At 74.9% G+C, this 26,448-nt stretch carries 20 protein-coding genes and 1 pseudogene; 13 read left to right on the top strand and 8 right to left on the bottom strand.

The annotated features are described in order from the left end of the window. Positions 1 to 150: 150 nt before the first annotated feature. The gene (locus tag ACFV1W_RS35435) at positions 151 to 1,215 is read left to right on the top strand and encodes a Rieske 2Fe-2S domain-containing protein (RefSeq protein ID WP_380421379.1); all 1,065 of its coding nucleotides are present in this window, start codon (positions 151 to 153) and stop codon (positions 1,213 to 1,215) included. A gap of 18 nt (positions 1,216 to 1,233) precedes the next feature. Here the strand turns inward: ACFV1W_RS35435 and ACFV1W_RS35430 are convergent, their stop codons facing one another. Both ACFV1W_RS35430 and ACFV1W_RS35425 read right to left on the bottom strand, forming a co-directional pair. Then, a complete protein-coding gene (locus tag ACFV1W_RS35430; protein ID WP_380421378.1) occupies positions 1,234 to 1,443 on the bottom strand; it encodes a hypothetical protein in 210 nt (69 codons plus the stop codon). Further along, the gene (locus tag ACFV1W_RS35425; RefSeq protein WP_380421377.1) at positions 1,440 to 2,891 is read right to left on the bottom strand and encodes a PspC domain-containing protein; all 1,452 of its coding nucleotides are present in this window, start codon (positions 2,889 to 2,891) and stop codon (positions 1,440 to 1,442) included. The genes ACFV1W_RS35430 and ACFV1W_RS35425 overlap by 4 nt, the downstream gene beginning before the upstream one ends. A gap of 263 nt (positions 2,892 to 3,154) precedes the next feature. Here ACFV1W_RS35425 and ACFV1W_RS35420 point away from each other — a divergent pair, with 263 nt between their 5' ends. The 3 genes from ACFV1W_RS35420 (at position 3,155) to pcrA (ending at position 7,937) form a co-directional block, all read left to right on the top strand. Further along, the gene (locus ACFV1W_RS35420) at positions 3,155 to 4,498 is read left to right on the top strand and encodes a PspC domain-containing protein (protein WP_380421380.1); all 1,344 of its coding nucleotides are present in this window, start codon (positions 3,155 to 3,157) and stop codon (positions 4,496 to 4,498) included. After that, the gene (locus ACFV1W_RS35415) at positions 4,491 to 5,195 is read left to right on the top strand and encodes a LuxR C-terminal-related transcriptional regulator (protein WP_380421376.1); all 705 of its coding nucleotides are present in this window, start codon (positions 4,491 to 4,493) and stop codon (positions 5,193 to 5,195) included. Before ACFV1W_RS35420 ends, ACFV1W_RS35415 begins: the two co-directional genes overlap by 8 nt. A 78-nt stretch (positions 5,196 to 5,273) precedes the next feature. Continuing rightward, on the top strand, positions 5,274 to 7,937 hold the full coding sequence (pcrA, locus tag ACFV1W_RS35410) for a DNA helicase PcrA (protein WP_380421375.1): 2,664 nt from the start codon (positions 5,274 to 5,276) through the stop codon (positions 7,935 to 7,937). 19 nt (positions 7,938 to 7,956) lie between these two features. Here the strand turns inward: pcrA and ACFV1W_RS35405 are convergent, their stop codons facing one another. Further along, a complete protein-coding gene (locus tag ACFV1W_RS35405) occupies positions 7,957 to 8,742 on the bottom strand; it encodes a M23 family metallopeptidase (RefSeq protein ID WP_380421374.1) in 786 nt (261 codons plus the stop codon). 343 nt (positions 8,743 to 9,085) lie between these two features. On the opposite strand from ACFV1W_RS35405, the gene ACFV1W_RS35400 reads away from it, so the two are divergent. Continuing rightward, positions 9,086 to 9,493: a cobalamin B12-binding domain-containing protein gene (locus ACFV1W_RS35400; protein WP_270146517.1), complete on the top strand. Its 408-nt coding sequence runs from the start codon at positions 9,086 to 9,088 to the stop codon at positions 9,491 to 9,493. A gap of 104 nt (positions 9,494 to 9,597) precedes the next feature. On the opposite strand, the gene ACFV1W_RS35395 is transcribed toward ACFV1W_RS35400, so the two are convergent. Together ACFV1W_RS35395 and ACFV1W_RS35390 are read right to left on the bottom strand one after the other, a co-directional pair. Then, on the bottom strand, positions 9,598 to 11,205 hold the full coding sequence (locus tag ACFV1W_RS35395; RefSeq protein WP_380421373.1) for a DUF5691 domain-containing protein: 1,608 nt from the start codon (positions 11,203 to 11,205) through the stop codon (positions 9,598 to 9,600). 11 nt (positions 11,206 to 11,216) lie between these two features. Beyond that, a complete protein-coding gene (locus tag ACFV1W_RS35390; RefSeq protein ID WP_380421372.1) occupies positions 11,217 to 12,530 on the bottom strand; it encodes an SWIM zinc finger family protein in 1,314 nt (437 codons plus the stop codon). Between the two features lie 179 nt (positions 12,531 to 12,709). Between ACFV1W_RS35390 and ACFV1W_RS35385 the strand changes: the two genes are divergently transcribed. The 5 genes from ACFV1W_RS35385 to sucD all read left to right on the top strand — a co-directional run bounded on the left by ACFV1W_RS35385 (position 12,710) and on the right by sucD (position 19,705). Then, positions 12,710 to 13,792, top strand: a complete 1,083-nt coding sequence (locus tag ACFV1W_RS35385; RefSeq protein WP_380421371.1) for an AAA family ATPase — start codon at positions 12,710 to 12,712, stop codon at positions 13,790 to 13,792. Continuing rightward, on the top strand, positions 13,789 to 16,125 hold the full coding sequence (locus ACFV1W_RS35380) for a DUF5682 family protein (protein ID WP_380421370.1): 2,337 nt from the start codon (positions 13,789 to 13,791) through the stop codon (positions 16,123 to 16,125). Before ACFV1W_RS35385 ends, ACFV1W_RS35380 begins: the two co-directional genes overlap by 4 nt. Positions 16,126 to 16,148: 23 nt before the next feature. Then, positions 16,149 to 17,348 carry a VWA domain-containing protein gene (locus ACFV1W_RS35375; protein ID WP_380421369.1) on the top strand — a complete coding sequence of 400 codons (1,200 nt, stop codon included), beginning with the start codon at positions 16,149 to 16,151 and terminating at the stop codon, positions 17,346 to 17,348. A gap of 281 nt (positions 17,349 to 17,629) precedes the next feature. Further along, positions 17,630 to 18,802 carry an ADP-forming succinate--CoA ligase subunit beta gene (gene sucC, locus ACFV1W_RS35370; protein WP_380421368.1) on the top strand — a complete coding sequence of 391 codons (1,173 nt, stop codon included), beginning with the start codon at positions 17,630 to 17,632 and terminating at the stop codon, positions 18,800 to 18,802. Between the two features lie 18 nt (positions 18,803 to 18,820). Then, positions 18,821 to 19,705, top strand: a complete 885-nt coding sequence (sucD, locus tag ACFV1W_RS35365; RefSeq protein WP_380421367.1) for a succinate--CoA ligase subunit alpha — start codon at positions 18,821 to 18,823, stop codon at positions 19,703 to 19,705. 58 nt (positions 19,706 to 19,763) lie between these two features. On the opposite strand, the gene ACFV1W_RS35360 is transcribed toward sucD, so the two are convergent. After that, positions 19,764 to 21,113 carry a hypothetical protein gene (locus tag ACFV1W_RS35360; protein WP_380421381.1) on the bottom strand — a complete coding sequence of 450 codons (1,350 nt, stop codon included), beginning with the start codon at positions 21,111 to 21,113 and terminating at the stop codon, positions 19,764 to 19,766. A 120-nt stretch (positions 21,114 to 21,233) separates the two neighbouring features. Continuing rightward, a pseudogene (locus tag ACFV1W_RS35355) lies at positions 21,234 to 21,422 on the bottom strand (sigma factor-like helix-turn-helix DNA-binding protein); the annotation flags it as partial. 132 nt (positions 21,423 to 21,554) lie between these two features. Here ACFV1W_RS35355 and ACFV1W_RS35350 point away from each other — a divergent pair. Beyond that, positions 21,555 to 23,027 (top strand): DUF6350 family protein, encoded by a 1,473-nt coding sequence (locus tag ACFV1W_RS35350; RefSeq protein WP_380421366.1) that lies wholly within the window; start codon positions 21,555 to 21,557, stop codon positions 23,025 to 23,027. 8 nt (positions 23,028 to 23,035) lie between these two features. Here ACFV1W_RS35350 and ACFV1W_RS35345 read toward each other — a convergent pair whose 3' ends face one another. Continuing rightward, positions 23,036 to 23,677 (bottom strand): hypothetical protein, encoded by a 642-nt coding sequence (locus ACFV1W_RS35345; protein WP_380421365.1) that lies wholly within the window; start codon positions 23,675 to 23,677, stop codon positions 23,036 to 23,038. Between the two features lie 414 nt (positions 23,678 to 24,091). Here ACFV1W_RS35345 and purN point away from each other — a divergent pair, with 414 nt between their 5' ends. Both purN and purH read left to right on the top strand, forming a co-directional pair. Then, positions 24,092 to 24,751, top strand: a complete 660-nt coding sequence (gene purN, locus ACFV1W_RS35340; protein ID WP_380421364.1) for a phosphoribosylglycinamide formyltransferase — start codon at positions 24,092 to 24,094, stop codon at positions 24,749 to 24,751. After that, positions 24,748 to 26,349: a bifunctional phosphoribosylaminoimidazolecarboxamide formyltransferase/IMP cyclohydrolase gene (gene purH, locus ACFV1W_RS35335; RefSeq protein ID WP_380421363.1), complete on the top strand. Its 1,602-nt coding sequence runs from the start codon at positions 24,748 to 24,750 to the stop codon at positions 26,347 to 26,349. Before purN ends, purH begins: the two co-directional genes overlap by 4 nt. Positions 26,350 to 26,448: the final 99 nt, after the last annotated feature.

The following is a 26,448-nucleotide window of genomic DNA, read 5'->3' as shown; positions in this document are numbered from 1 at the left end:
CCTCTCCCGGCACCGCCGCCGCGGCCGTTCGTTCCCCCGGTGGGGAGCTCGCGGCCCCCGGGCGGACCTCCCACCGAAAACGTGCAGGAGCGGGCAGAATGCGGACCGGACCTGTCAGGGAGTGGCAGGCCGTGAGGGAAGGTGTGAGGGATGTCGGAGGTCAGCAGCTCCGAGGAGGTCGGCGAGGAAGCGGCCGACCGGGCCGACCGGGCGGCGCAGTGGAAGGCGCTCGCGTCCCGGTACGCCCTGCTGCCGCTGCGGCTGTTCCTCGGCGTCACCTTCGTCTACGCGGCCCTGGACAAGCTCTCCGACGCGCACTTCCTGGCCGGCGCGGGCGACCCGGCCTCCTTCGTCTCGCAGACCCGGGCGGCCAAGGACGGCGGCAGCCCGATCGCCTTCCTGCTCGGCCCGGCGCTGGACACGCCCACCCTGTCCGCGCTGGCCGTCGCCTTCGGCGAGCTGGCGGTCGGCCTCGGCACCCTGCTCGGCCTGTGGGGCAGGGTCGCGGCGCTCGGCGGCGCGCTGATCAACCTGAGCCTCTGGCTGACCGTCAGCTGGAACGTGTCGCCGTACTACCTCGGCAACGACCTCGGCTACCTGATGGCCTGGACGCCGCTGGTGCTGGCCGGCACGCCGTACCTGTCGGTGGACGGCTACCTGGCCCGCCGGGCCGGGTGGGACCGCGAGCGGGGGCTGACCGAGGACCACGTCAAGCGCCGGGCGCTGGTGGACGGCGGGATCGCGGCGGTCGCGATCGGCGGCGCCGGGCTGCTGACGGGCTCGCTGACCCGCACCTTCGGCCGGGGCAGGCAGGCCGCGCCCAAGCAGGCCGCGGCCCCGGCCCCCGGCACCGCGGCCCCCGGCTCCCCGGCGCCCGGCACCCAGGCGCCCGGCACCGCGGCACCCGCTCCCACGGTGGCCGCGGCGAGCGTGCCGGTCGGCGGCTCGGCCCAGGTCAAGGACCCGGCCACCGGGGACGCCGTCTACATCGTGCAGCCCAAGGCAGGCCAGTACTGCGCCTTCTCCTCGGTGTGCACCCACTCCGGCTGCGCGGTGGACGCGCCGAAGAACGGCCAGTTCTACTGCCCCTGCCACGGCTCCCGCTTCGACGCCGCGACCGGCGCCGTGGTCAACGGGCCGGCCGTCAAGCCGCTGCCCAGGTACGGCGTCGGCAAGGACGGCGACAAGCTGACCCTGGGCCCGCTGCAGAGCTGAGCCCGCTCGGGCCCGGCCCTAGTCCTCGCGGTCCGGCTTGCCCCGGCGGGCCACCGCGGCGACCGCGCCGGCCAGGCCGCCGACGCCGAGCACGATGAAGGTGACCGGGACGACGATCCGTCCGTTCACCGACCGGTCGTTGAGCGCGGCCACCAGGTAGAGCAGCGCGATCACGGTGAACAGGCCGCCCGCGATCAGCGAGAACAGGTCGAGCCGGTGCTTCCTCACTGCTGGACCACCTTGATGTCGCCGAGGCCGAGGCCGAGTTGGAGATCGAGCGTGCCCTTGGACGGCTGACCGTTTACCGGGTCGATCCGGTACACGTGCCGCCCGGTGCCGTTGTCGCGGTCGCCGGGGACGCTGACGTTGCCGAGGCCGACCCGGGCCACCAGGTTCACCGTGACGTTCGGCGGCAGGGTGACCACCAGCTCGCCGGCGCCCAGGTCGGCCTTGGTGGTGAGGGTGCCCCCGGCCGGGTCGAGCCCGGAGAGGTCCAGCCGGGCGTTGCCGGCGCCGAGGTTGTAGCGGTCCTTCAGGTCGGCGGCCGAGCTGACCGTCCAGGTGCGGTCGCCGACGGCGTCCTGCACGGTGTGCGGCGCGTGGCCGGCGAAGGCCAGCACCAGGGTGGTCAGCAGCCCCAGCACGGCGAGCCTGCGGGCCCGGCCGAACCTGGCGGCCAGCAGCAGGGTCAGGCCGATCACCAGCAGCCCGGTGGCCAGCACGACGGTGCTCAGCTTGGTGACGTCGGTGTGGCCGACCGAGGCGGACCAGACCGCGGTGGCCGCGCCGATCGCCAGCAGGAAGCCGAAGAAGCCGAGCGGCGAGCGTTCCCTCGGCGGCCGGACGGCGGCCGGCTCGTGGCGGCGCTCCGGGCGCTCCTTGCGCAGCGGGTCGCCCTCCGGCAGGTCGGTGCGCTGCCACCAGGCCTGCGCCGGGCCGCCGGGCGGAGGCACCTTGGTGCCTCCCCCAGCCTCCGGCCGGGGGGACCCCCATGCGGGCGTGGGACCGGCCGGGTCGGCGGCGCCGTACGGGTTGCGCTCGGGGTGGCGGGGGTCCCACAGGTAGCCGCTGGGGCCGGGGGCGGGGGAGTCGGCGGGGGCGGTACCGGCGGCCTGGGCCGCGGCGTGCCTGGCCCGGGCGGCCTCGTCCTGCGGTCGGCCGTGGCCGTCGTCGTCGGGGAAGTGGCGGTCGTAGGGGCCGCCGTGGCGGCGTCCGCGGCCCCGGCCGCGGCGGCGCTCCGGGTCGTAGCGCACCGCCATGAAGACCAGGCCGCCGAGCAGCAGCAGCGGGAACAGCTGGTCGCCGTCGCCCATCGAGGAGAAGAACACCCCGGTGCCGATCACGGTCAGCAGCACCGCGCCGATCGACTGGCCGTCGACCCGGCCGGTCAGCACCCGCTGGAGCTCGGTGCGCCCGCCGCGGCCCTTGCCGTCGGCGCCGTCCTCGGTCGGGACGATCAGCCAGGCCAGGCCGTACAGGAAGAGCCCGAGGCCGCCGGAGAGGCAGAGCACCACGGTGACCACCCGGAACACCACCGGGTCGATGTCCAGGTGCCGCCCGAGGCCGCCGCAGACCCCGGCCACCACGCGGTGGTGCTCGGTCCTGGTCAGCGGGGGGCGTTCCGGTTCCGGCGGGGCGGTGGGCCCGGCCTCCTGGATGCGGTGGTCCTCGGTCATGGGCACCATCCTTCCGGCAGGGGGCGGGCGGGCCCAACCGGGTACGGCCCTGCCCGTACCCTGACTTGTCCCTGATAACGGTGGGGGCCACACCCTGATGCGCCCGAAGGCGCCCGCGTGGAACCATCGGTGGCGTGGCAGCACCCGGTACCGATCCCCGCCCCCTCGCCCCCGACGCCGCGGCGTCGGCCGGCGCCGACCCCAACGTGCCCGACGGCGGGCGCCCGCCCTACCGGCGGCTCTACCGCAGCCCGCAGGGACGGATGCTGGGCGGCGTCGCGAACGGCCTGGCGGTGCACCTCGGACTGCCGGTCCGCTGGGTGCGGCTGGCCTTCGTGCTGCTGTTCTTCGCGCAGGGGATCGGCGCGCTGCTGTACGCGGCGTTCTGGTTCGTGGTGCCGATCGGCATCGGCGAGCCCTCCCAGCGCGGCGGCACCTACTGGGTGAACGTCAACGGCGTCTACGTCCCCACCTCGCCGTGGCTGCGGCCCGGCACGCCGCTGACCAAGCCCGGCGGCGGCTGGATCGGCCGGCTGCGCGAACTGCTCCAGCACGCGCTCCAGGGCGAGCCGGTCACGGCGGCCCCCGTCGTCGAGGGCGAGGCCGGGGCCGGGAAGCGGCCCGCCGCCAGGACCGGGCAGGGCGGCATCGGCCAGCTCGCCGCCCTGGTCATGCTCGTGATCGGCCTGATCGCCCTGCTGAACGTGCTCGGCTGGCAGACCGCCAAGCCGTACACCTGGCCGCTGCTGGCGATCGGCGTCGGCGTCGCGCTGGTCTGGCGGCAGGCCGACGACTCGCGCTGGCAGCGCTGGTTCGGCATGGAGGGCGAGAAGCGGCGCGGCGCCTACACCCGGGTCGGCGCCGGCGTGCTGCTCGCCGTGGCCGGTACCATCGCGCTGCTCGCGATGCAGGGCAGTGGCTCCACCCTCGGCTCGGTGGTCCAGGCATCGCTGGCCGTGCTGGCCGGGGTGCTGGTGCTGCTCGGCCCGTACGGCCTGCGGCTGTGGCAGGACCTCGGTGCCGAGCGCACCGCCCGCATCCGCGCCCAGGAGCGCGCCGAGATCGCCGCGCACATCCACGACTCGGTGCTGCACACCCTCACCCTGATCCAGCGTCGGGCCGAGGACCCCAAGGAGGTGCTGCGCCTGGCCCGCTCCCAGGAGCGCGAGCTGCGGCTGTGGCTGTACCGCCCCGAGGCCGCCGCCGAGGCCGCGCCGGACACCATGGCGGAGACCCTGCGGGCCGCCGTCGCCGAGGTCGAGGACCGGCACGGCGTCCCGGTCGAGCTGGTGATCGTCGGCGACTGCCCGATGGACGAGGGGATCGCGGCACAGATCCAGGCCGCGAGGGAGGCGACCGTCAACGCGGCCAAGTACGGTGGCGGGGGACCGGTCCAGGTCTACGCCGAGGTGGAGGGGAGGACGGTGTCGGTGTTCGTCCGCGACCACGGCCCCGGCTTCGACCCCGACACGGTGCCCGAGGACCGGATGGGCGTACGGGAGTCGATCATCGGCCGGATGAAGCGCCACGGCGGCACCGCTCGGGTGCGGCCGGCGGCGGGCGGCGGGACCGAGGTCGAGCTGGAGATGGAGAGAACGAATGACTGAGGCAGCGCCGATGGGGGTCCCCCCGGCCGAAGGCTGGGGGCGCACGGCCAGGGTCGTCCTGGTGGACGACCACCGGATGTTCCGGACGGGGGTCCGGGCCGAGATCGGCCGCACCGAGGTGACCGGCATCGACGTGGTGGGGGAGGCCGACGACGTGGACTCGGCGGTCCGCGTGGTCGCCGAGACCAGGCCCGACGTGGTGCTCCTCGACGTCCACCTGCCCGGCGGCGGCGGCGTCGAGGTGCTGCGCCGCTCGGTCGGCGTGATGGGCGAGCAGGGAGGGGTGAAGTTCCTCGCGCTGTCCGTGTCGGACGCCGCCGAGGACGTCATCGGCGTCATCCGCGGCGGCGCGCGCGGCTACGTCACCAAGACCATCACCGGCACCGACCTGGTCGACGCGATCTTCCGGATCGCCGACGGCGACGCGGTCTTCTCGCCCCGGCTGGCCGGCTTCGTGCTGGACGCCTTCGCCGCCACCGACACCCCGCCGGTGGACGAGGACCTGGACCGCCTCACCCAGCGGGAGCGCGAGGTGCTCCGGCTGATCGCCCGCGGCTACGCCTACAAGGAGATCGCCAAGCAGCTCTTCATCTCGGTGAAGACCGTCGAGAGCCACGTCTCCGCCGTGCTGCGCAAGCTCCAGCTCAGCAACCGCCACGAGCTCACCCGCTGGGCCACCGCCCGCCGCCTGGTCTGACCCCCGGGACGGGCCCGCCCGGCCGGATTCCTCCGGCCGGGCGGGCTTGTCGGTGGGTGGCCATAGACTCGATGTGCCATGAGTAGCCTCTTTGACGACCTCCCGCTCCCCGGTTTCGAGGCACCCGCCGCCGGGTCGAAGCAGCCCGCCGTACCCGCCGACGCGATCGACGAGGAGCCCCCGCCGTACGAGGACGAGGTCCCGTACGACGCGTACGAGGAGGCGATCCCGGAGGGGCTGTTCCACACCGACCACGCCGCGGAGGCCGAGCGGGACGCCTGGTACCGCAACGGCGCCGCCCGGACGGTGGTGGACCCGGCGCAGCTGCTGGAGGGGATGAACGCCCCCCAGCGCGAGGCCGTCCTGCACGCCGGCTCGCCGCTGCTGATCGTGGCCGGCGCGGGCTCCGGCAAGACCCGGGTGCTGACCCACCGGATCGCCCACCTGCTGGGCGCCCGCGGCGTGCAGCCCGGCGAGATCCTGGCGATCACCTTCACCAACAAGGCGGCCGGCGAGATGCGCGAGCGCGTCGAGGCGCTGGTCGGCCCGCGCGCCCGGGCGATGTGGGTGTCCACCTTCCACAGCGCCTGCGTGCGCATCCTGCGCCGCGAGTCCAAGCAGCTGGGCTTCACCTCCAGCTTCTCAATCTACGACTCGGCCGACTCCCAGCGGCTGATGTCGCTGGTCTGCCGCGACCTCGACCTGGACCCGAAGCAGTTCCCGCCGAAGTCCTTCACGGCGAAGGTCAGCAACCTCAAGAACGAGCTGATCGACGAGGAGACCTTCGCCGACCAGGCCGCCAACCCGATGGAGAAGAAGCTCGCCGAGGCGTACGCGCTCTACCAGCGGCGGCTGCGCGAGGCCAACGCGCTGGACTTCGACGACATCATCATGACGACGGTGAACCTGCTGCAGGCCTTCCCGGACGTCGCCGAGCACTACCGCCGCCGGTTCCGGCACATCCTGGTCGACGAGTACCAGGACACCAACCACGCCCAGTACATGCTGATCCGGGAGCTGACGGGCGGGTCCGTCGCGGCGGCGCCCAGGCGCACCGCGGACGGGGACTTCGTGAACCCGGCCGCCGGGCGGCTGGCCGAGGTGCCGCCGGCCGAGCTGTGCGTGGTCGGCGACGCGGACCAGTCGATCTACGCCTTCCGCGGCGCGACCATCCGCAACATCCTCCAGTTCGAGGAGGACTACCCGAACGCGACCACGATCCTGCTGGAGCAGAACTACCGCTCCACCCAGACCATCCTGAGCGCCGCCAACGCCGTCATCGAGCGCAACGCCAACCGGCGCGAGAAGAAGCTCTGGACGGCCGGCGAGCACGGCGAGAAGGTCATCGGCTACGTCGCGGACGACGAGCACGGCGAGGCCCAGTTCATCGCCGACGAGATCGACCGGCTCACCGACAAGGGCGAGGCCAGGCCCGGCGACGTCGCGATCTTCTACCGCACCAACGCCCAGTCCCGTGTGTTCGAGGAGGTGTTCATCCGGGTCGGCCTGCCGTACAAGGTGGTCGGCGGGGTGCGCTTCTACGAGCGCAAGGAGGTCCGGGACGTCCTGGCGTACCTGCGGGTGCTCTCCAACCCGGAGGACACCGTGCCGCTGCGCCGGATCCTCAACGTGCCCAAGCGCGGCATCGGCGAGCGGGCCGAGGCGATGATCGACGCGCTGGCCGCGCGGGAGCGGATCTCCTTCGCCCAGGCGCTGGTGCGGGTGGACGAGGCGTACGGGCTGGCCGCGCGCTCGGCCAACGCGGTCAAGAAGTTCAACACCCTGATGGCCGGGCTGCGCCAGGTCGTCGAGTCGGGTGCGGGCCCGGCGGCGGTGCTGGAGGCCGTCCTGGAGGAGACCGGCTACCTGGCCGAGCTCCAGGCCTCCACCGACCCGCAGGACGAGACCCGGGTGGAGAACCTCCAGGAGCTCGCCTCGGTGGCGCTGGAGTACGAGCAGGACCCGGGCGAGCGGCCGGACGCCGGGGACGAGGGCGCGCCGCCGGTCGGCTCGCTGGCCGACTTCCTGGAGCGGGTCGCGCTGGTCGCCGACTCCGATCAGCTCCCGGATGCGAAGCAGTACGGGACAGAGGGGGGGAGCCCGGACGAGGACGAGGAGGGGCAGGGCGTCATCACGATGATGACCCTGCACACCGCCAAGGGCCTGGAGTTCCCGGTGGTCTTCCTGACCGGCATGGAGGACGGGATCTTCCCGCACATGCGGGCGCTCAACCAGGCCAAGGAGCTGGAGGAGGAGCGCCGGCTCGCGTACGTGGGGCTCACCCGTGCCCGCGAGCGGCTCTACCTGACCCGTTCGGTGCTGCGCAGCGCCTGGGGGCAGCCAGCCTACAACCCGGCCTCGCGCTTCCTGGAGGAGATCCCGGAGACGCTGGTCGAGTGGAAGCGGACGGGGGCCGCGCAGGCGCCGGTCCAGCGCGGCTTCTCCTCGGGCTCGTCCTGGGGCAAGTCCTCGTCCGGGGGCGGGAGTTCGCGCTCCGTCGGCTCCTCGGCGGCGGCTTCGCCGAAGGCGGGCTGGGGGCAGTCGGCGCGGCGCGCCGGCAAGGTCGTGGACCGCGAGGTCGTCGCGCTCGCGGTCGGCGACCGGGTCACCCACGACACCTTCGGGCTGGGCACGGTGACGGGTGTGACGGGCGTGGGCGACAACGCTCAGGCCGAGGTGGACTTCGGTTCCGGCGGCCGCAAGCGGCTGGTCCTGCGCTACGCGCCGGTCGAGAAGCTCTGACCGGCGCCGGTCACCCGCCCTAACGCGGGTCCAGCCCGTTCGAGAGGAACCAGGGCAGCGGGTCGACCGGCCCGCTGCCCGGCGGCCTGATCTCGAAGTGCAGGTGCGGCCCGGTGCTGTTGCCGCTGCTGCCGACGTACGCGATCACGTCGCCCTGCTTCACCGGCCCCTTGCGGACCTTGTACGCCCGCAGGTGGCACATCCACGCCTCGGTGCCGTCCGGCATCTTCAGGATCGACATGTAGCCGTAGAACGGGTTCCACTGCGTCCGGATCGTGCCGTCGGTGACGGCGTACACCTCGGAACCGCCGTCCACCGGGAAGTCGATGCCGGTGTGCCGGTTCATCCAGTGGGTCCCGGCCGCGCCGAACAGTTCGCCGAGGCCGTGCTCGGCGACCGGCATGACCACCTTGGGCTTGGCCGGTTCGGCCGTCGGCTGGGCGGTCGGGGTGGCGGTGGCCTGTCCGGCGCCCGGCTGGGCGCCGCTCAGCGGCTGGCGGGCGTCGCCGCGCGAGGCCTGGGCGGCCTGGTCGGCGTCGGCCTGTCGGGCGGCCTGCTGCGCGGCCGTCCGGTCCGGGGCGTCGGCCGCCGATGCCTGCGAGGGCACCCGGTCGGCCTGCTCCTGCACCACCGTGACCCCCGCCGCCCCCGCGACCCCGAGCGCGGCCACCGACGGAAGGGCGACCCGGAACAGCGCGGCCCGGGTGGCCGCCTTGGCCGCGCCGCGGCGCTGGGCGCGGGACTGCTCGCGGGCGGCGAGGCGCAGCTCCGCACGGGTCGGACGGGCGGCTGCTTCGGGAGCCATCGGGGGCTGCCTCCTCGGTGGGCCTCGGGCACGTCATCGTGTGAGGTGAACAGCGGTGACTGTAGTCCCAGCCCCGACGCCCCGGAAAAACCGCCGGTTGTCAAGGGGGCGGGCGGGGGGCGCGCCGGGTCTGTACGAAGGGTCCGCGGAGGGGTATACCCACTGGTAGCAAGGCCTGGGGCTGTGACTTTGCCCTCGTCTTGGGAGGCGGCGCGGCCAACCGGGCCGGGTGGCGCTAATCTCCCCTCAGGTCGGTTGGTTATCGAGCGTTAACCGCGTCAGCCGCGCCCGTGGGCCCACGAGGCCCGGTCGGATGGTGGACGACGAGGTCCAGGAGGCAGTGATGAGTGTGTCGGGGCCGATCCGTGTGGTGGTCGCCAAGCCGGGGCTCGACGGTCACGACCGTGGCGCCAAGGTCATCGCGCGCGCCCTGCGCGACGCCGGCATGGAGGTCATCTACACCGGGCTGCACCAGACGCCCGAGCAGGTGGTCGACACCGCGATCCAGGAGGACGCGGACGGCATCGGGCTGTCGATCCTCTCCGGCGCCCACATGACGCTGTGCGCCCGGGTGCTGGAGCTGCTGAAGGAGCGCGACGCGGCGGACATCAAGGTCTTCTGCGGCGGGATCATCCCGGACGAGGACATCGCGGAGCTCAAGGCGATGGGCGTCGCGGACATCTTCACCCCGGGCACGCCCACCCGGGACGTCGTCGCCTGGGTCGAGGCCAACCTGCGCGCGGCCGGCTGATCGTCGGGAGTCGCTGAGCGGGCCGGTCCGTCGTGGACCGGCCCGCTCGGCCGTTCCCGGTCCGTGAGTTCGTCGAATCGTGAGTTCGTCGGCCCGTGAGTTCGTCAGCCCGTCAGCTCGTTCAGCATCGCGGCCCGGAAGCGCAGCGTCCCGGCCAGCCGGGCGAAGGTCTCCGACCAGGCCGAGTCGGGCGAGGCGTCAGCGGCCAGCTCCTCCACCGCGGCGGCCGTCTCCGGCGCGAGCGCGCGCTCCGTCATCCCGAGCACCCCGCTGTGGCTCCACGGGTAGGCGCCGGAGGCCGCGGCCCGGGCCAGCGCCGTCACCACCGCGGTGGACAGCGGAGGCGTCCACGGGGTCGCGCAGGCGCCGAGCAGCTGGAAGGCGTCGCCCAGGCCGTGCACCTCGACGAAGGCGGCCGTCCAGGCGGCCCGCTCCTCGGACGGCAGCACGGCCAGCAGCTTGGAAGGGGCACCGGTGACGCGCGCGCCACGGATCCGGCCGGCGCCGCGGGCCGGCGGTACGGGTGCCGGGCCGAGCAGCGCCCGGGCCCAGTCGGCGTCGTGCTGGCGCACGGCGGCGCGCGCCCAGGCCTCGCGCAGGTCGTCCGCCCAGCTGCTGCTGGTCTCGTCCACGCTGTCGCCGACCCGCAGGGCGAGCAGCTGCTCGGGCGTCAGCCCGGTGCTCTCCGCCCAGAGCGCCAGCGGCGCGGCGGCCACCACCTCGCCGAACCACCAGGCCCGTTCGCCGCGCCCGGTGGGGGACTTGGGGGCGATGCCGTCGCGCTGCATCCGCTCGTCGCACTCGACGGGCGGGGTGACCAGCAGGTGGGTGCCGCCGTCGGCCAGCCGGACGGCGGCCCGGGCCCGCCCGGCCATCCGCCGGGCGAGCGCCGAGGAGGGCAGCGTGGAGAGCAGCTCGGCGGCGGTCGCGCGGACGTTCTTGCTGCGGTCGCCCAGGGCGGCCTCCAGGAAGGGTTCGTCGGCGGGGGAGAGGCCGTCCTGCAGGGCGTCCAGGAAGAGCAGCCGGTCCTCGGCGCGCTCGGTGGACCAGGTGCTGCGCAGCAGCTCCAGCCCGGCGGCCGGGTCCCGGCGGCGCAGCAGGGTGAGGTGGGTGACCCGCTCGGCGAACAGGCCCTCGTGCCACAGCCGGTGGTCGGAGAGGTCGTCCGGCCGGTGGTCCGGCTCGGGGGCGGCGGTGCGCAGCACGAACCGCCAGTCCGGGTTCTGCGAGGCCAGCCAGCGGCCCACCGGACCGGCCAGCGCGACGGCGTCGCCGCGCAGTTCGCTGCGCGCGCGGGCGGCGTCGAGCAGCGCGGGTATCAGCGCGGCGGGCGGCCGCAGGCCCTTGAACCGGGCGGTGGTGAGCCACTGCGGCAGCAGCTCGGCGAGGTTGGCCAGGGTGCCGCCGGCACCGCCGTTGCCGCCGGTGCGCCCGGCGAGCAGGACGGCCAGCCGGCGGGCGGCGGCCTCCGGCATCTCGGGCCGGGGGTCCTCGGGCGCGGGCGGCCCGGGCGGCCCGTCGGCCGGTACGGGCAGGGCGCCGGCCCGGCGGCGCACGGTGGCCAACGCGGCCAGCTCCAGCAGGGCGGTGGCCGGGTCGGACACGTCCACGGCCTCGGCGAGCGGCAGCGCGGTGGCCGGGAGCGGGCGCCGGTCGGTGCCGAGCAGGGCGCTGGTCCGCAGGGGCTCCCACGGGTCCTGGGTGATCGTCATCGTGGTCTCTCCTATGCGGAAGTGAGGCCGACCGGGCGGTGCTCGGCGGACCAGGCGGTGACCGGGGCGAAGCCCTGGTGGCCGTACTCGCCGAAGACCGTCAGCGGGCGGCCGGTGGAGACCGCGACCAGCCGCCACAGTGCCGCCTCCGGGACGGCCGAGGGGCGGATGCCGACGGTGTGGTGGCCGTCCGTCAGGTGCCAGCCGTCCGGGGTGCGGACCGGGACGACCCCGGAGAGCACCGTCGGCCAGCTGTCCAGCCACGGGTCGTCGGCCACCGCGGTGCCGTACCCGGCGACCGCCTCGGCGACGGTGAGTCCGGCGGGCGGGGCGGCCGGGCCGGCCTCGGGGGCGCCGTAGCGGGTGCCGAGCGCGGCGCGCAGCGGGCGGGCGCCGGGGTGGTAGGCGAGTTCGGCCTCCAGCAGGTGGCCGGTGGGCAGGGTGAGCTCGGGGGCCTGGCCGGGACGGCCGAAGGCCAGCAGCAGGGCGGGGCGGCCGGTCTTGGCACCGCGCAGCCAGACCCGGCGGGTGGTGAGCCGTTCGTCGGAGCCTCCTTCCATCGGCACAGTGCGGCTGCCGAGCACCAGCCAGCGGTCCCGGACGGTCGGCCCGGCGAGCACCTCGGCGGCGTCCAGGGTGTAGCCGACCCGGGCGCGGACGGTGGCGGCCAGCTCGGGCGGCAGTTCGTCGATCCGGGTGGCGGCGGTGGCCAGCAGGTGGAGCATCGCGTACTCCTCCAGCAGCCGCTCCTCCGGCAGCGTGTCCAACTCCCGTACCCGGGTCGCCAGTCCGGGGGCCTGGGCGTCGACCATCCGGGCCGCGACCTCCTCCCAGGGCCCGGCCGTGGACTGGTCGGCGAGGCCGTGCCGGATCCGGTCGGCCAGGCGCAGCCGGAGCTCTGCCGCCCCGGCCGAGACCCGGGCTCCGCGCCGTTCGGCCCGGCGGCGGGCGGCCTCCGGGTCGGCCGGGGGCGCCGCGCGCTTCTCGGCGCGCTCGCGACGGGCCCGGAGCCACTCGGCCGCCCAGTCGGCGGGCTCGGCGGCCGGTACGGCCTCGGGGGCACCGCTCCACAGCAGGAGGAGCCCGAGCGCGTGCTTGCACGGGAACTTCCGGCTGGGGCAGCTGCACTGGTAGGCGGGCGTGGCGAGTTCGATCACGGTGCGGTACGGCGTGCGGCCGCTGCCCCGGCACTCGCCCCAGAGCGCGGCGCCGTCGGTGCCCGCCCCGGACCAGGGCGCGGACGAGGACAGCTTGCCCGCGGCCTTCTGCGACGCGGCGTCAGGTGCCAGGGACAGGACGTGTTCGGTGCTCCAGCGTTCCTCCATGCGACCGACGGTAGGCGGGGGCACTGACAGCGGCTGACTGACCGTCCGGAACGGGCCGGCCGTTGTCAGTGGCACGTTGCAAGGTGGTTCCCACAGGCCGGGACGCCGACCTGGCTCCCCCCGACGACCCTGCCGCCCGGGCATCCGTGTGCCCCGCGGCCGACCCGAAGGAGCCCCCGATGACCGACGTTCTGCGGCAGCACGCCGAGGACGCCTTCGCCGGTGAACTGGCCGCGCTGGCCGCCCAGGACGACCGTCCCCGCCCCGAGCGCTGGAAGCTCTCGCCGTGGGCCGTGGCGACGTACCTGCTCGGCGGAGAGCTGCCGGACGGCACCCGGATCACCCCCAAGTACATCGGCCCGCGCCGCGTCGTCGAGGTCGCCGTCACCACCCTGGCGACGGACCGGGCGCTGCTGCTGCTCGGCGTTCCCGGCACCGCGAAGACCTGGGTGTCCGAACACCTCGCGGCCGCGGTCAGCGGCGACTCCACACTGCTGGTGCAGGGCACCGCCGGGACCCCGGAGGAGGCCGTCCGGTACGGCTGGAACTACGCCCAGCTGCTCACCCGCGGCCCCAGCCGGGACGCCCTGGTGCCCTCGCCGCTGATGCGGGCGATGGCGGACGGCAAGCTCGCCCGGATCGAGGAGCTCACCCGCATCCCGGCCGACGTGCAGGACAGTCTGATCACCATCCTGTCGGAGAAGACGCTGCCGGTGCCGGAGTTGGGCAGCGAGACCCAGGCCGTGCGCGGTTTCAACGTGATCGCCACCGCCAACGACCGCGACCGCGGCGTCAACGAGCTGTCCAGTGCGCTGCGCCGCCGCTTCAACACCGTGGTGCTGCCGCTTCCGGGCTCGCTGGACGAGGAGGTCGACATCGTCACCCGCCGGGTCGACCAGCTCGGACGCTCCCTCGACCTGCCCGAACTGCCCGGCGGCGCCGAGGAGATCAGGCGCGTGGTGACGGTCTTCCGAGAGCTGCGGGCCGGCCTCACCGTGGACGGCCGGACGAAGGTCAAGACCCCGAGCGGCACCCTCTCGACCGCCGAGGCGATCTCGGTGGTGACCAACGGCGTGGCCCTGGCCGCCCACTTCGGCGACGGCGTGCTGCGCGCCGGGGACGTGGCGGCCGGCATCCTCGGCGCGGTCGTCCGCGACCCGGTGGCCGACCGGGCGGTGTGGCGCGAGTACGTCGAAGGGGTGGTGCGCGAGCGCGACGGCTGGAAGGACTTCTACCGCGCCGCACGCGAGGTGACGGCATGACGGACGCCGAGGTCGCCCTGCTGGGCATCCGGCACCACGGCCCGGGCTCGGCCCGGGCGGTGGCCGCCGCGCTGGCGCAGTGGCGGCCGGACGCGGTGCTGATCGAGGGCCCGGCGGAGGCCGACGCCGTCGTCCACCTCGCCGCCGAGAAGGACCTGGTGCCACCGGTCGCCCTGCTCGCCCACGCGGTGGACGACCCGGCGAAGGCGGCGTTCTGGCCGTACGCAGAGTTCTCCCCGGAGTGGGTCGCGATCCGCCACGCCGTGGACCACGACCTTCCGGTCCGCTTCATCGACCTGCCCGCCGGGTACGGCTTCGCGCCGTCCACGGACGACGGCGACGACGAGGGTGAGGACGCGGCCGGGCCCGACGGGCTGCCGGCCGACCCGCTGGCGCTGCTCGCCGAGGCCGCCGGCCACGACGACCCGGAGCGCTGGTGGGAGGACGTGGTCGAGCACCGCGCCCCCGGTGCGGACGCGCTGGCGCCGTTCGCCGCCGTCGCCGAGGCGATGGGCGCGCTGCGCGCGGAGGGCCTCGGCGAGTCCCGCCGGGACCAGCTGCGCGAGGCCCACATGCGCCAGCAGATCCGCGCCGCCCGCCGTGCCGGGCACCGCCGGATCGCCGTGGTCTGCGGGGCCTTCCACGTCCCCGCGCTGGAGACGATGCCGACCGTCGCCCACGACCGGGCGCTGCTCGCCGGCCTGCCGAGGAAGGTCCGGGTGGACATCACCTGGATCCCGTGGACGCACCGCCGGCTCTCCCAGGCCACCGGCTACGGTGCGGGCGTCCGGTCGCCCGGCTGGTACCACCACCTGTTCACCGCCGAGGGCGACCCGGTGCCGCGCTGGCTCACCCGGGCCGCCGAGCTGCTGCGCGCCGAGGACCACCCGGTCTCCTCCGCCCACGTGATCGAGGCGGTCCGGCTCGCCGAGACCCTGGCCGTGATGCGCGGCCGCCCGCTCGCCGGGCTGACCGAGACCCTGGACGCCGTCCGGGCGGTGCTCTGCGAGGGCTCGGACGTCGCCCTGGAACTCGTCCGGGAGCGCCTGGTGGTCGGCGACGCCCTCGGCGAAGTGCCGGACGCCGCACCGGCGGTGCCGCTCCAGCGCGACCTGGCCCGACTGCAGCGCTCGCTGCGGCTCAAGCCCGACGCCGCGCCCCGGGACCTCGACCTCGACCTGCGCAAGGACACCGACGCCGCCCGCTCCCGGCTGCTGCACAGGCTGCGGCTGCTGGGCGTCGAGTGGGGCGTGCCGGCCCGCTCGACGGTCAACTCCACCGGGACGTTCCGGGAGAGCTGGCGGCTGTGCTGGCAGCCCGAGTTCGCGGTCCGGATCGCCGAGGCCGCCCAGTGGGGCACCACCGTCGAGGAGGCCGCCGTCGGCAAGGCGGTCGGCACCGCCCGGGCCGCCGTCGAACTCGCCGAGCTGACCGGCCTGGTGGAGACCTGCCTGCTGGCCGGGCTGTCCGGCGCGCTGCCCGCCGTGATGCGGGTGCTCGCCGACTGCGCGGCCCTGGACACCGATGTCGCGCACCTGGCGGCCGCGCTGCCCGCGCTGGTCCGCGCGCTGCGCTACGGCGACGTGCGGGGGACCGGCCACGGCGCGCTGGCCCGGGCCGCGGCGGGCCTGGCCGAACGGGTCTGCGTCGGACTGCCGCCCGCCTGCGTCGGGCTGGACGCCGAGAGCGCGGCGGCGATGCGCGCCCGGATCGACGAGGTGCACGGCGCGATCGCCCTGCTCGACCCGGACGCCTCCGATGTCGGTACCGGTACCGGTACCGGCACCGACATCGGCGGGCTGGCCGACCGCTGGGCCGCCGCCCTGGGTTCGCTGGCCCGCCGCGAGCCCGCCGGCGGGCCGGCCACCGGCGCGCCCGGGCTGCTGCGCGGCCGCGCCGTCCGTCTGCTGCTGGACGACGGCCGGCTCGACTCCGAGGAGGCCGGCCGACGGCTGGGCCTGGTGCTGTCCGTCGCCAACGCCCCGGCCGACGCGGCCGGTTGGGTCGAGGGCTTCCTCACCGGCGGCGGCGCCCTGCTGCTGCACGACCCCAGGCTGCTCGCCCTGCTGGACGAGTGGCTCGGCGGCGTCGGCGACGAGGTGTTCACCGACGTGCTGCCGCTGCTGCGGCGCACCTTCGCCGGGCTGGAGGCGGGCGTGCGCACCACCATCGGAGCCCGGGTCGCGGCCGGTCCGCTCGGCGCGGCCCCGGCGGCCCCCGGGACGGCCGGCGAACTCGACCGGGACCGCGCCGACGCGGCCGTCCCGGTGCTGGCCCTGCTGCTCGGCGTCCACCCGGAGATCCCCCGCCGGCCCGCCGGCCGCAACACCTGACCCCGGTCGAAGGAGAGGACGAGATGGCGACCACGACCGACGAACGGCTGCGCCGCTGGCGCCTGGTGCTCGGCGGCGAGGCCGACGGCACCGGCTGCACCCTGCGCGGCCGCGACGCCGCGATGGACGGCGCCCTCGCCGCGCTCTACCGGGGCGCCCCCGACGAGGGCGCCCGTACGGGCCGCGGCGGCCGCCGCGGCGCCGGGCTGGGCGGCTCGGCCCCGCAGGTGGCCCGCTGGCTGGGCGACATCCGGGAGTACTTCCCGTCCACCGTCGTCCAGCTGATGCAGCAGGACGCGATCACCCGGCTCGGCCTGGACCGGCTGCTGCTGGAGCCCGAGATGCTGGAGGCCGTCGAGCCGGACGTGCACCTGGTCGGCACCCTGCTGTCGCTCAAGCACGCACTGCCGGAGACCACCCGGGAGACCGCCCGGGCCGTGGTCGGCAAGGTGGTCGCCGACCTGGAGCGCCGGCTCGCCGACCGGGCCAGGGCCACCCTGGGCGGCGCCCTCGACCGCAGCGCCCGGGTGAACCGGCCGCGCCACCGGGACATCGACTGGGACCGGACGATCCGGGCCAACCTCAAGAACTACCTGCCCGAGCACGGCACCGTGGTGCCCGAGCGGCTGATCGGCTACGCCCGGGCCCAGCGCGCGGTGAAGAAGGAGGTCATCCTCTGCGTCGACCAGTCCGGCTCGATGGCACCCTCGGTCGTCCACTCCGCGGTGTTCGGCGCGGTGCTCTCCTCGATGCGCACCCTGGACACCCGGCTGGTCGTCTTCGACACCTCGGTGGTCGACCTCACCGAGCAGCTCACCGACCCGGTGGACGTGCTGTTCGCCACCCAGCTCGGCGGCGGCACCGACATCAACCGCGCGCTCGCCTACTGCCAGTCGAAGATCACCCGGCCGTCCGAGACGATCGTGGTGCTGATCAGCGACCTGTACGAGGGCGGCATCCGGGACGGCATGCTGCGGCGGGTCGCCGCGATGAAGGCGGCCGGCGTCCAGTTCATCGCCCTGCTCGCGCTCTCCGACGAGGGCGCGCCGGCCTACGACCACGCCCACGCCGCGGCCCTGGCCGCGCTCGGCGCCCCGGCCTTCGCCTGCACCCCGGACGTCTTCCCGGAGATCATGGCTGCGGCGATCGAGAAGCGTCCGATCCCGGAGCACCTGGTCAAGGGCGTCGACCGGGGGGAGGCGCAACTTCACTCGAACGTGTGAATCACTCGCTCGACGGGCCGCGGTCCCGTCCGGCACCCAGGGGCTGATCTGTGACGGTTCTCACCCAAGACGGGCAGGCCCCGGGCGAAACACGCCCGTCCCACGGGGATAACCTGCCAGACGGACGTGACGCGCGTGTTGATTGACGTGTGCGCCCGTGGCTGTGTGGGCCGCAAGGCCGTACCTCTGCGTACCCGCACCGCCCCGACGACCCGCAGCGAAGATCCTGCCGTGGCACGCTCGTAGAGACACAATCCGCGACCACGAACAAGGACAAACACGTGGACCTGTTCGAGTACCAGGCGAGGGACCTCTTCGCCAAGCACGGCGTGCCCGTGCTTGACGGCGATGTCATCGAGACCGCCGCAGACGCTGCCGCCATCGCGGAGCGCTTCGGCGGCCGTGCCGTCGTCAAGGCTCAGGTGAAGGTGGGTGGCCGAGGCAAGGCCGGTGGCGTCAAGCTCGCCGCCGACCCGGCCGACGCCGTCGCCAAGGCCGAGCAGATCCTCGGCATGGACATCAAGGGCCACACCGTTCACAAGGTGATGCTGGCCCAGACCGCGGACATCAAGGACGAGTACTACGTCTCGTTCCTGCTGGACCGCACCAACCGCACCTTCCTGGCCATGGCCAGCGTCGAGGGCGGCGTGGAGATCGAGGTCGTCGCCGAGCAGAACCCCGACGCGCTCGCCAAGATCCCGGTCGACGCCAACGAGGGCTGCACCCCGGAGAAGGCCGCCGAGATCGTCGCCGCGGCGAAGTTCCCGGCCGAGGTCGCCGACCAGGTCGCCGAGGTCCTGCAGAAGCTGTGGAAGGTCTTCATCGCCGAGGACGCCCTCCTCGTCGAGGTCAACCCGCTGATCAAGTCCGGTGACGGCAAGATCATCGCGCTTGACGGCAAGGTCTCCCTGGACGAGAACGCCGACTTCCGCCAGCCCGAGCACGAGGCGCTGGAGGACAAGGCCGCGGCCAACCCGCTGGAGGCCGCCGCCAAGGCCAAGGGCCTGAACTACGTCAAGCTCGACGGCCAGGTCGGCATCATCGGCAACGGCGCGGGCCTCGTCATGAGCACCCTCGACGTGGTCGCCTACGCCGGTGAGAAGCACGGCGGCGTCAAGCCCGCCAACTTCCTCGACATCGGCGGCGGCGCGTCCGCCGAGGTCATGGCGAACGGCCTGGAGATCATCCTCGGCGACCCCGACGTCAAGTCGGTCTTCGTCAACGTCTTCGGCGGCATCACCGCCTGTGACGCGGTCGCCAACGGCATCGTGCAGGCCCTGGAGCTCCTCGCGAGCAAGGGCGAGAACGTCACCAAGCCGCTGGTCGTCCGCCTGGACGGCAACAACGCGGAGCTGGGTCGCAAGATCCTCGACGACGCCAACCACCCGCTGGTCCAGCGCGTGGACACCATGGACGGTGCGGCCGACCGCGCCGCCGAGCTGGCCAACAAGTAAGGAAGGGGACTTAACACCATGGCTATCTTCCTTACCAAGGACAGCAAGGTCATCGTCCAGGGCATGACCGGCGCCGAGGGCATGAAGCACACCCGCCGCATGCTCGCCTCCGGCACCCAGATCGTCGGCGGCGTCAACCCGCGCAAGGCCGGCACCACCGTCGACGTCGACGGCACCCAGATCCCGGTCTTCGGCTCCGTCGCCGAGGCCATGGAGAAGACCGGCGCCGACGTCTCGGTCCTCTTCGTGCCGCCGGCCTTCACCAAGGCCGCCGTCGTCGAGGCCATCGACGCCGAGATCCCGCTGGCCGTCGTCATCACCGAGGGCGTCCCGGTGCACGACACCGCCGCCTTCTGGGCGTATGCCGGTTCGAAGGGCAACAAGACCCGGATCATCGGCCCGAACTGCCCCGGCCTGATCAGCCCCGGACAGTCGAACGCCGGCATCATCCCGGCCGACATCACCACCTCCGGCAAGATCGGCCTGGTCTCGAAGTCCGGCACCCTGACCTACCAGCTCATGTACGAGCTGCGCGACATCGGCTTCTCCTCGGCCGTGGGCATCGGCGGTGACCCGGTCATCGGGACCACCCACATCGACGCCCTCAAGGCCTTCCAGGAGGACCCGGAGACCGAGATCATCGTCATGATCGGTGAGATCGGTGGCGACGCCGAGGAGCGTGCCGCGGCCTACATCGCCGAGCACGTCACCAAGCCGGTCGTCGGCTACGTCGCGGGCTTCACCGCCCCCGAGGGCAAGACCATGGGCCACGCCGGCGCCATCGTCTCCGGCTCCTCGGGCACCGCCCAGGCGAAGAAGGAGGCCCTTGAGGCCGCCGGTGTCAAGGTCGGCAAGACGCCGTCCGAGACCGCCCGCCTGGCTCGCGAGATCATCGCCGGCTGACCCAGGTCACCCGCGCTGTGAGCGCCCCCGCCCCTCGTGGGCGGGGGCGCTCGCCGTTTCAGCGCCGGGGCCCCGCGACGCACGGCAGCGGGGACCACGCCGGGCAGGCCGCCGGGTTCCGCTGCGGGGGCGGCGCCGCACCCCGGGCCGCCACCGGCAGCTCCCAGCGTGCGATCGCCTGCGGCTGCGGGGCCGCCACCACTGCCGCCAGGCCCGGCGTCGGACTGCACCACAGGCTGGTGATGCCGTTCGGCGCCCCGCCCGGCAGCAGGGGCACACCGGCTTTCGGCACCTCCGCGGTCGGGGCCGGCACGCACAGCACGGGCACCGGCTGCTCCGGCCGCTGGAACAGCTCCGCCGGGCGCATCCCGGCGAGCGTCACCAGCACCGCCCCGCCCACCGCGGCCGTCAGCAGCACCGCCGCGCCCGTCCGGCTCGCCGTCCACAGCCGGTGCCGGGCCCGCAGCACCGGCACCGGCGCCCGGTGCGGCGCCGGACAGCCCCGCACCGCCGCCCGGTGCAACAGCCCGCTCAGGCCGTCCGCGAAGCCCGGCGCCCCGGGATCCGGCCCCACCAGTTCGGGCACCCACTGCGCCAGCGCCGCCCGGGCCGCCCACACCCGCCCCTCGGCCGCCGCCAGGGTCGACTCCACTTCCAGCGCGACCGCCGCCGCCGGCAGGCCCAGCCCGTCGTGCAGCACCAGTGCCCGGCGCTGCGGGCGCGACAGCCGCCGCAGCGCCCTCAGCAGGGCCTTGTCCCGGTCGGTCAGCCGGTCGTGGTCCGGCAGCACCGACTGCGCCTCGTCCGCCGGCCGCACCCGGATCCGCCGGTGCGGCAGCGTCCACGCGTGCACCCGCCGCGGCCCGCCCCGGCGCCACGGCGACAGCGCCAGCTCGCACGCCCGCACCCGTACCCAGCCCTCCGGATCCCCGGACCCGACCACCCCGCCCCAGTCCCGCCGGGCCTGCCCGAAGGCGAGCCGCACACAGTGCACCGCCCGGTGGCGGCACGCCGTCAGCAGGAACACCTGCTGCACCAGGCGGGTGTGCGCGCCCTCGTACAGCTCCTCGAAGGCCTCCGACAGGTCCCGCCCGGCCCCCGCCTCGGTGAGCGCCCGACTGATCCGCTCCCGGGGGTCGGTGGTCTCCGGGGCGGCGGGTGCCCCCGGGCCACGCTCGGCGGGGGAGGAGGGCGACTCGGCGGGAGCGGGTGCCGGGACGGGGGCGGGGGCCGGCTTCGGCGCGGCCCCGGCCGTCTCCCCGGAGCCGACGGGTGCGCCCCGCCCGCTCTTCTTCGGGGTGTCGCTGCCGCGGCGCGGCCGCCCCCCGGCCGGACGGCCGGGGGAGGGGGCGGCGCCGGAGTCGGGCCCTGCGGGGACCGGGGTCCGGGTCGGGCTGGTCTGCGTCATGCCGCTGCGTTCTCCCGGGGCTGTGGGGGCCACTCGCGCGCGGTCGGGGTCGGCGGGGTCGGCCGCGGGGCGCCTGCCCGGGCTGACGGGGGGTGCGGTTCTGAGGAGGGCGATGGCGGCGGCTTCGGTGGGGCAGCCGAGTTTGCGCAGAGCCCGGTGGAGATAACTGCGGGCGGTCGTGGGAGTGACGCCGAGTGCGGCGGCCGTGTGGTCGAGGCCGTGCCCGGCGGCGAGGTGGGAGAGGGCTTCCGCCTCACGGGGGGTCAGTTTCCGCAGTGGGTCGGGGACACGGGTGGGTGGCGTGGTCATCAGACGCTCCGGGCCGGGGCGGCGGCGGCTTGGGGGTGGGGTCTGAAAAGGCGCATAAGACAATAATCTGGGACACGGCGGCGGTTTGCCGGTTCACGGAGCATGGCGAGTCGCCTTGGCACCATGAGGCACATGACGCAGCTGATGGGCCGTCCGCTCCTGGAGGTGCCGGGCGAACCGGGTGGACGCCCCGTGGTGGCCGACCTGTTGACGGGGGTGCGGACGGCGCTGGTCGGTCTGGCGATGGTCGGGGTTCCGGTGCTCGGGCTCTGGGTGGCGACGCCGTACGCGGACTCGGACGCGGCCGGTGCCACCCGGTTGGCGGGCGCGCTCTGGCTGCTCGGGCACGGCGCGCCGGTGCTGCGCGGCGGTGCCGACGCCCCGCTGACCGTCACTCCGCTGCTGCTCGGCGCCCTGGTCGTGGTGCTGCTGTACCGGGCGGGCGCCGGGGTGGCGGCGCGGCGCGGCCTGCGTTCGCGCTGGGGCGGCCCGGTGGCGCTGTGGACGGGGTACTGCGCGGTGGCGGTCGTGGTGGCGCTGCACTGCGCGGGTGCCGGGCTGTTCCGCAGCCGGGTGCTGCCGGACCTGCTGGTGGTGGGACTGCTCGCCGGGCTGTCGACGGCCGCGGGCGTCCGGTCCGTACGGCGCCTGCGGCCGGAGGCCGTCGGGATCGAGTTCCTGTTCGACCGGCTCCCGCCGGGTTGGCGGCCGGTCGGCGGGGTGTCCGTGGTGTGCCGGGCGGCCGCCGCGGCCGGGGCGGGGCTGGTCGCGACGGGCGGGCTGCTGGTGGCGGCGGCCGCGGCGCTGGACGCGGTGACCGGCGGAGGGCGGGGGATGGCGCTGCTCGGGCGCGGGCCCGCGGCGCTGTCCGGGCTGCTGATGCTCACCGTGGTGCTGCTGCCGAACGCGGTGCTGTGGGGAGCGGCGTACGCGCTGGGCCCGGGCTTCGAGGTCGGTGCCGGGACGCTGGTGTCGCCGGGCGGTACGCGGCTCGGCGCGGTGCCGGAGTTCCCGCTGTTCGCCCTGCTGCCCCAGGAGGGCCCGGGCGGCTGGCGGCTGGCGGCGCTGCTGCTGCCGCTGCTGGCGGGGCTGGCGCCCGCGGTCCTGCTCGGCCGGGCGGCAGGGGGTCGCCGCTCCCCGGCCGGTGCCGGCCCCTGGCCGCCCGCCGCGACGGCGGTCGCGGCCCTGGCGGCCGCGCTGCTGCTCGGCGCCGGGGCGACGGCGCTGGGCTGGCTGTCCGGCGGGGCGCTGGCGGCCGGGCGGATGGCCCGGCTGGGACCGGTGCCGTGGTGGACGGGCCTGGCGGCGGCGGGCTGGCTCGCCGCGGTGGCCGTACCGGGCGCCCTACTGGTCCGCCACCGCGCACTCGGCCCGGCGGCCGTCGTGTACGCGGGTGATGACGTGTACGCGGACGACGTCGAGCACGCGGAGGACGTGACGCATCCGGGCGACGCCGGGTCCGCCGCCGGTGCCGGGGGCACGGCCGCCGGGCGGGGCGCGTCCGCCCGGCTCGCGCTCCGGGGACGCCGGAGCGCGCTGGAGCTGCGCGCCCGTACCCACGCTCTCGTACTGCGGCTGTCCGGGCCGCGTCGCCCTACCGGTTGAACCGGCGGCTACTCGGCGTTCCCGGTGAAGTCCACGTACCACTGCGGGGCGTACCGGTCGCAGTTCTCGGCCCCGACGTTGGTCAGCGAGTCCCGCACGCAGGTCACGTAGTCCTGGTAGTAGTAGCCGAGCCCTATGACCGAGGTGGCGACCACCACGGTCATCGCGCCGGTGAGGATCCCGGCGAGCGCGGCCGGGGTGAGCGGGTTAGGCGCCGGTATCCCGACGGGGCCGCCCGCGGCCGCCGCCGTGGCGGGCCGCTTCGCCCGCAGCGCGCCGATGCCCCAGGCGATGCCGAGCACTCCGACCAGCAGCGCGATCCAGTGGAAGCCGGCGAACAGGCAGACCAGCGCGAACGGCCCGGCCAGCGCGGCGTTGCGGGCCTTGCGGTGGCTCGGGTCGGTCGGGTCGAGCCGGGGCGGCTGCGGGGCCTGCGGGCCCCGGCCGGGGCGGCCGTCGCCGACGCCCTGGCCCCACGGCGGCGGGAACGGCGGACGGTCGCCGCCCTGGCCGCCCTGACCGCCCTCACCGCCGTTGCCGTCGGGGCCCTGGCCGGGCCAGGGGCTGCGCGGACGCCACGGCTGGTCCGGGGCGTCCGCCGGCGGCGGCGCGAAGGGGTTGCGCTCGTCGGTCTCGTCGCCGCTGCTCATGGGTTCAGCCGTTCCTTCTCGGTCGGGGCTTCGGTCGGGGCTTCGGTCGGGGCTTCGGTCGTGGCTCGTTCGGAGGGTCGCGCGTCGGAGCGGTCTCCCGCGTCCCAATGATCCCGCAAGCGTTCGAGGGCCCGGCGGGGGCCTGCCCGTACCCGCACGGGCCGTGCGCAACTCCGGTTCGGCGGGCCCGAGGAGATCCCCGTCTCAACTACGCGCGTAGCGCCGTCAGCAGAGTGCGGGGGCCCTCCGACCAGCCGTTATCGTGGTGACGGTCAGCAGCTCAGATAGGTTCCCCGGGGCCCGCGTCACGGCGGGTTCTCCTGGTGTTCCCCTTCGCTCGACCTGCCGTTCGTAGTGGCCCCACCACCGGTGGACGTACCAGCGGACGGCGCCCGACCTACGGAGAATCGCGCAGTGGCCGCCGCCCCCGCTCAGCTCTTCCCGCCCCGTACGCCCGGACCGGCCCGCCTGGTGGTGCTGGTCTCCGGCTCCGGCACCAACCTCCAGGCGCTGATCGACGCCGTCGCCGATCCGGCGTACGGCGCCGAGATCGTGGCCGTGGGCGCGGACCGGGACAGCATCGCCGGCCTCGACCGCGCCGAGAAGGCGGGCCTGCCGACCTTCGTCCACCGCGTCACGGACTTCGCGGACCGAGCCGACTGGGACCGCGCGCTGACCGCCTCCGTCGCCGCCCACCGGCCGGACCTGGTGGTCACGGCCGGCTTCATGAAGATCCTCGGCCCCGAGTTCATCGCGGCCTTCGCCGGGCGGATCGTCAACACCCACCCCGCACTGCTGCCCGCCTTCCCCGGCGCCCACGGCGTCACCGACGCGCTCGCGTACGGGGTGAAGGTCACCGGCTGCACCGTCCACCTGGTCGACGCCGGCGTGGACACCGGGCCGATCATCGCGCAGGGCGTCGTCGAGGTCGTCGACGCCGACCACGCCGATGGCGGCGAAGCGCTGCACGAGCGCATCAAGACTGTCGAGCGCAAGCTGCTCGTCGACGTCGTGGGCCGGCTGGCCCGCGAAGGTCACCGCATCGAGGACCGAAAGGTATGGATCCCGGCATGACTGCCAGCTCCACCACGCCCCCCGTTTCGGAGAACATCCGTCCGATCCGTCGCGCGCTGATCAGCGTGTACGACAAGACCGGTCTGGAGGAGCTGGCCCAGGGCCTGCACGCCGCCGGGGTCGCCATCGTCTCCACCGGCTCCACCGCCGGCCGGATCGCCGCCGCCGGCGTCCCGGTGACCGAGGTATCCGAGCTGACCGGCTTCCCGGAGTGCCTGGACGGGCGCGTGAAGACGCTGCACCCCCGCGTGCACGCCGGCGTGCTCGCCGACCTGCGCCTGGAGTCGCACCGCGCGCAGCTGGCCGAGCTCGGTGTCGAGCCCTTCGACCTGGTCGTGGTGAACCTCTACCCGTTCAAGGCCACCGTTGCGTCCGGCGCCACCCCGGACGAGTGCGTCGAGCAGATCGACATCGGCGGCCCGAGCATGGTCCGCGCAGCCGCCAAGAACCACCCGTCGGTGGCCGTGGTCGTCGATCCGGCCCGCTACGACGACGTGCTGACGGCCGTTCGCGAGGGCGGCTTCGACCTGGCCACCCGCAAGCGCCTGGCCGGTGCCGCGTTCGCCCACACCGCCGCCTACGACGTGGCCGTGGCCTCCTGGTTCGAGGCCGGCTACGCTCCCAGCGACGCTGCGAGCACCAGCGGCTCCGCCGCGGGCTTCCCCGAGTTCCTCGGCGCCACCTGGGAGCGGCAGAACGTGCTGCGCTACGGCGAGAACCCGCACCAGGGCGCCGCGCTGTACAGCGACGGCACGGGCGGCCTGGCCGGCGCGCAGCAGCTGCACGGCAAGGAGATGTCGTACAACAACTACGTCGACACCGACGCCGCCCGCCGCGCCGCGTACGACCACGCCGAGCCGGCCGTCGCGATCATCAAGCACGCCAACCCCTGCGGCATCGCGACCGGCGCCGACGTCGTCGAGGCGCACCGCAAGGCGCACGAGTGCGACCCGGTCTCCGCGTACGGCGGCGTGATCGCGGTCAACCGCCCGGTCACCGTCGAGCTGGCCGAGCAGATCGCCCCGATCTTCACCGAGGTCGTCGTGGCCCCCGGCTACGAGGACGGCGCGGTCGAGGTGCTGGCCCGCAAGAAGAACATCCGGGTGCTGGTCGCCCCCGACGCCCCGGCCAACCGCCAGGAGATGCGCCCGATCTCCGGCGGCGTGCTGCTCCAGGACGCCGACCGGGTGCAGGCCGAGGGGGACGACCCGGCGAACTGGACGCTGGCCACCGGCGAGGCGCTCCCCGCGGCCGAGCTGGCCGAGCTGGCCTTCGCCTGGCGGGCCTGCCGGGCCGTCAAGTCCAACGCGATCCTGCTGGCCAAGGACGGCGCCTCGGTCGGCGTCGGCATGGGCCAGGTCAACCGGGTCGACTCCTGCAAGCTCGCGGTCGAGCGGGCCGGCGAGCGGGCCAAGGGCTCGTACGCGGCCTCGGACGCCTTCTTCCCGTTCCCGGACGGTCCGGAGATCCTGATCGCCGCCGGCGTGCGGGCGATCGTCCAGCCGGGCGGTTCGATCCGCGACGAGCAGGTCATCGAGGCGGCCGAGAGGGCCGGCGTGACGATGTACTTCACCGGCGCGCGCCACTTCTTCCACTGAGTGGCACGAAGCGGGCCCGCCGCCCCCCCCAAGGGGGCGCGCCCCGGCGCCCGCGGCCGGTGGTCACCGCCATAAACCCGGCCGGTTAAAACAAGAAAA

It is taken from the genome of Kitasatospora sp. NPDC059648 (assembly GCF_042734825.1).
Lineage (GTDB): Bacteria > Actinomycetota > Actinomycetes > Streptomycetales > Streptomycetaceae > Kitasatospora.
The sequence above is the reverse complement of the archived record's forward strand: the minus strand, read 5'-3'. Positions and strand labels throughout refer to the sequence as shown.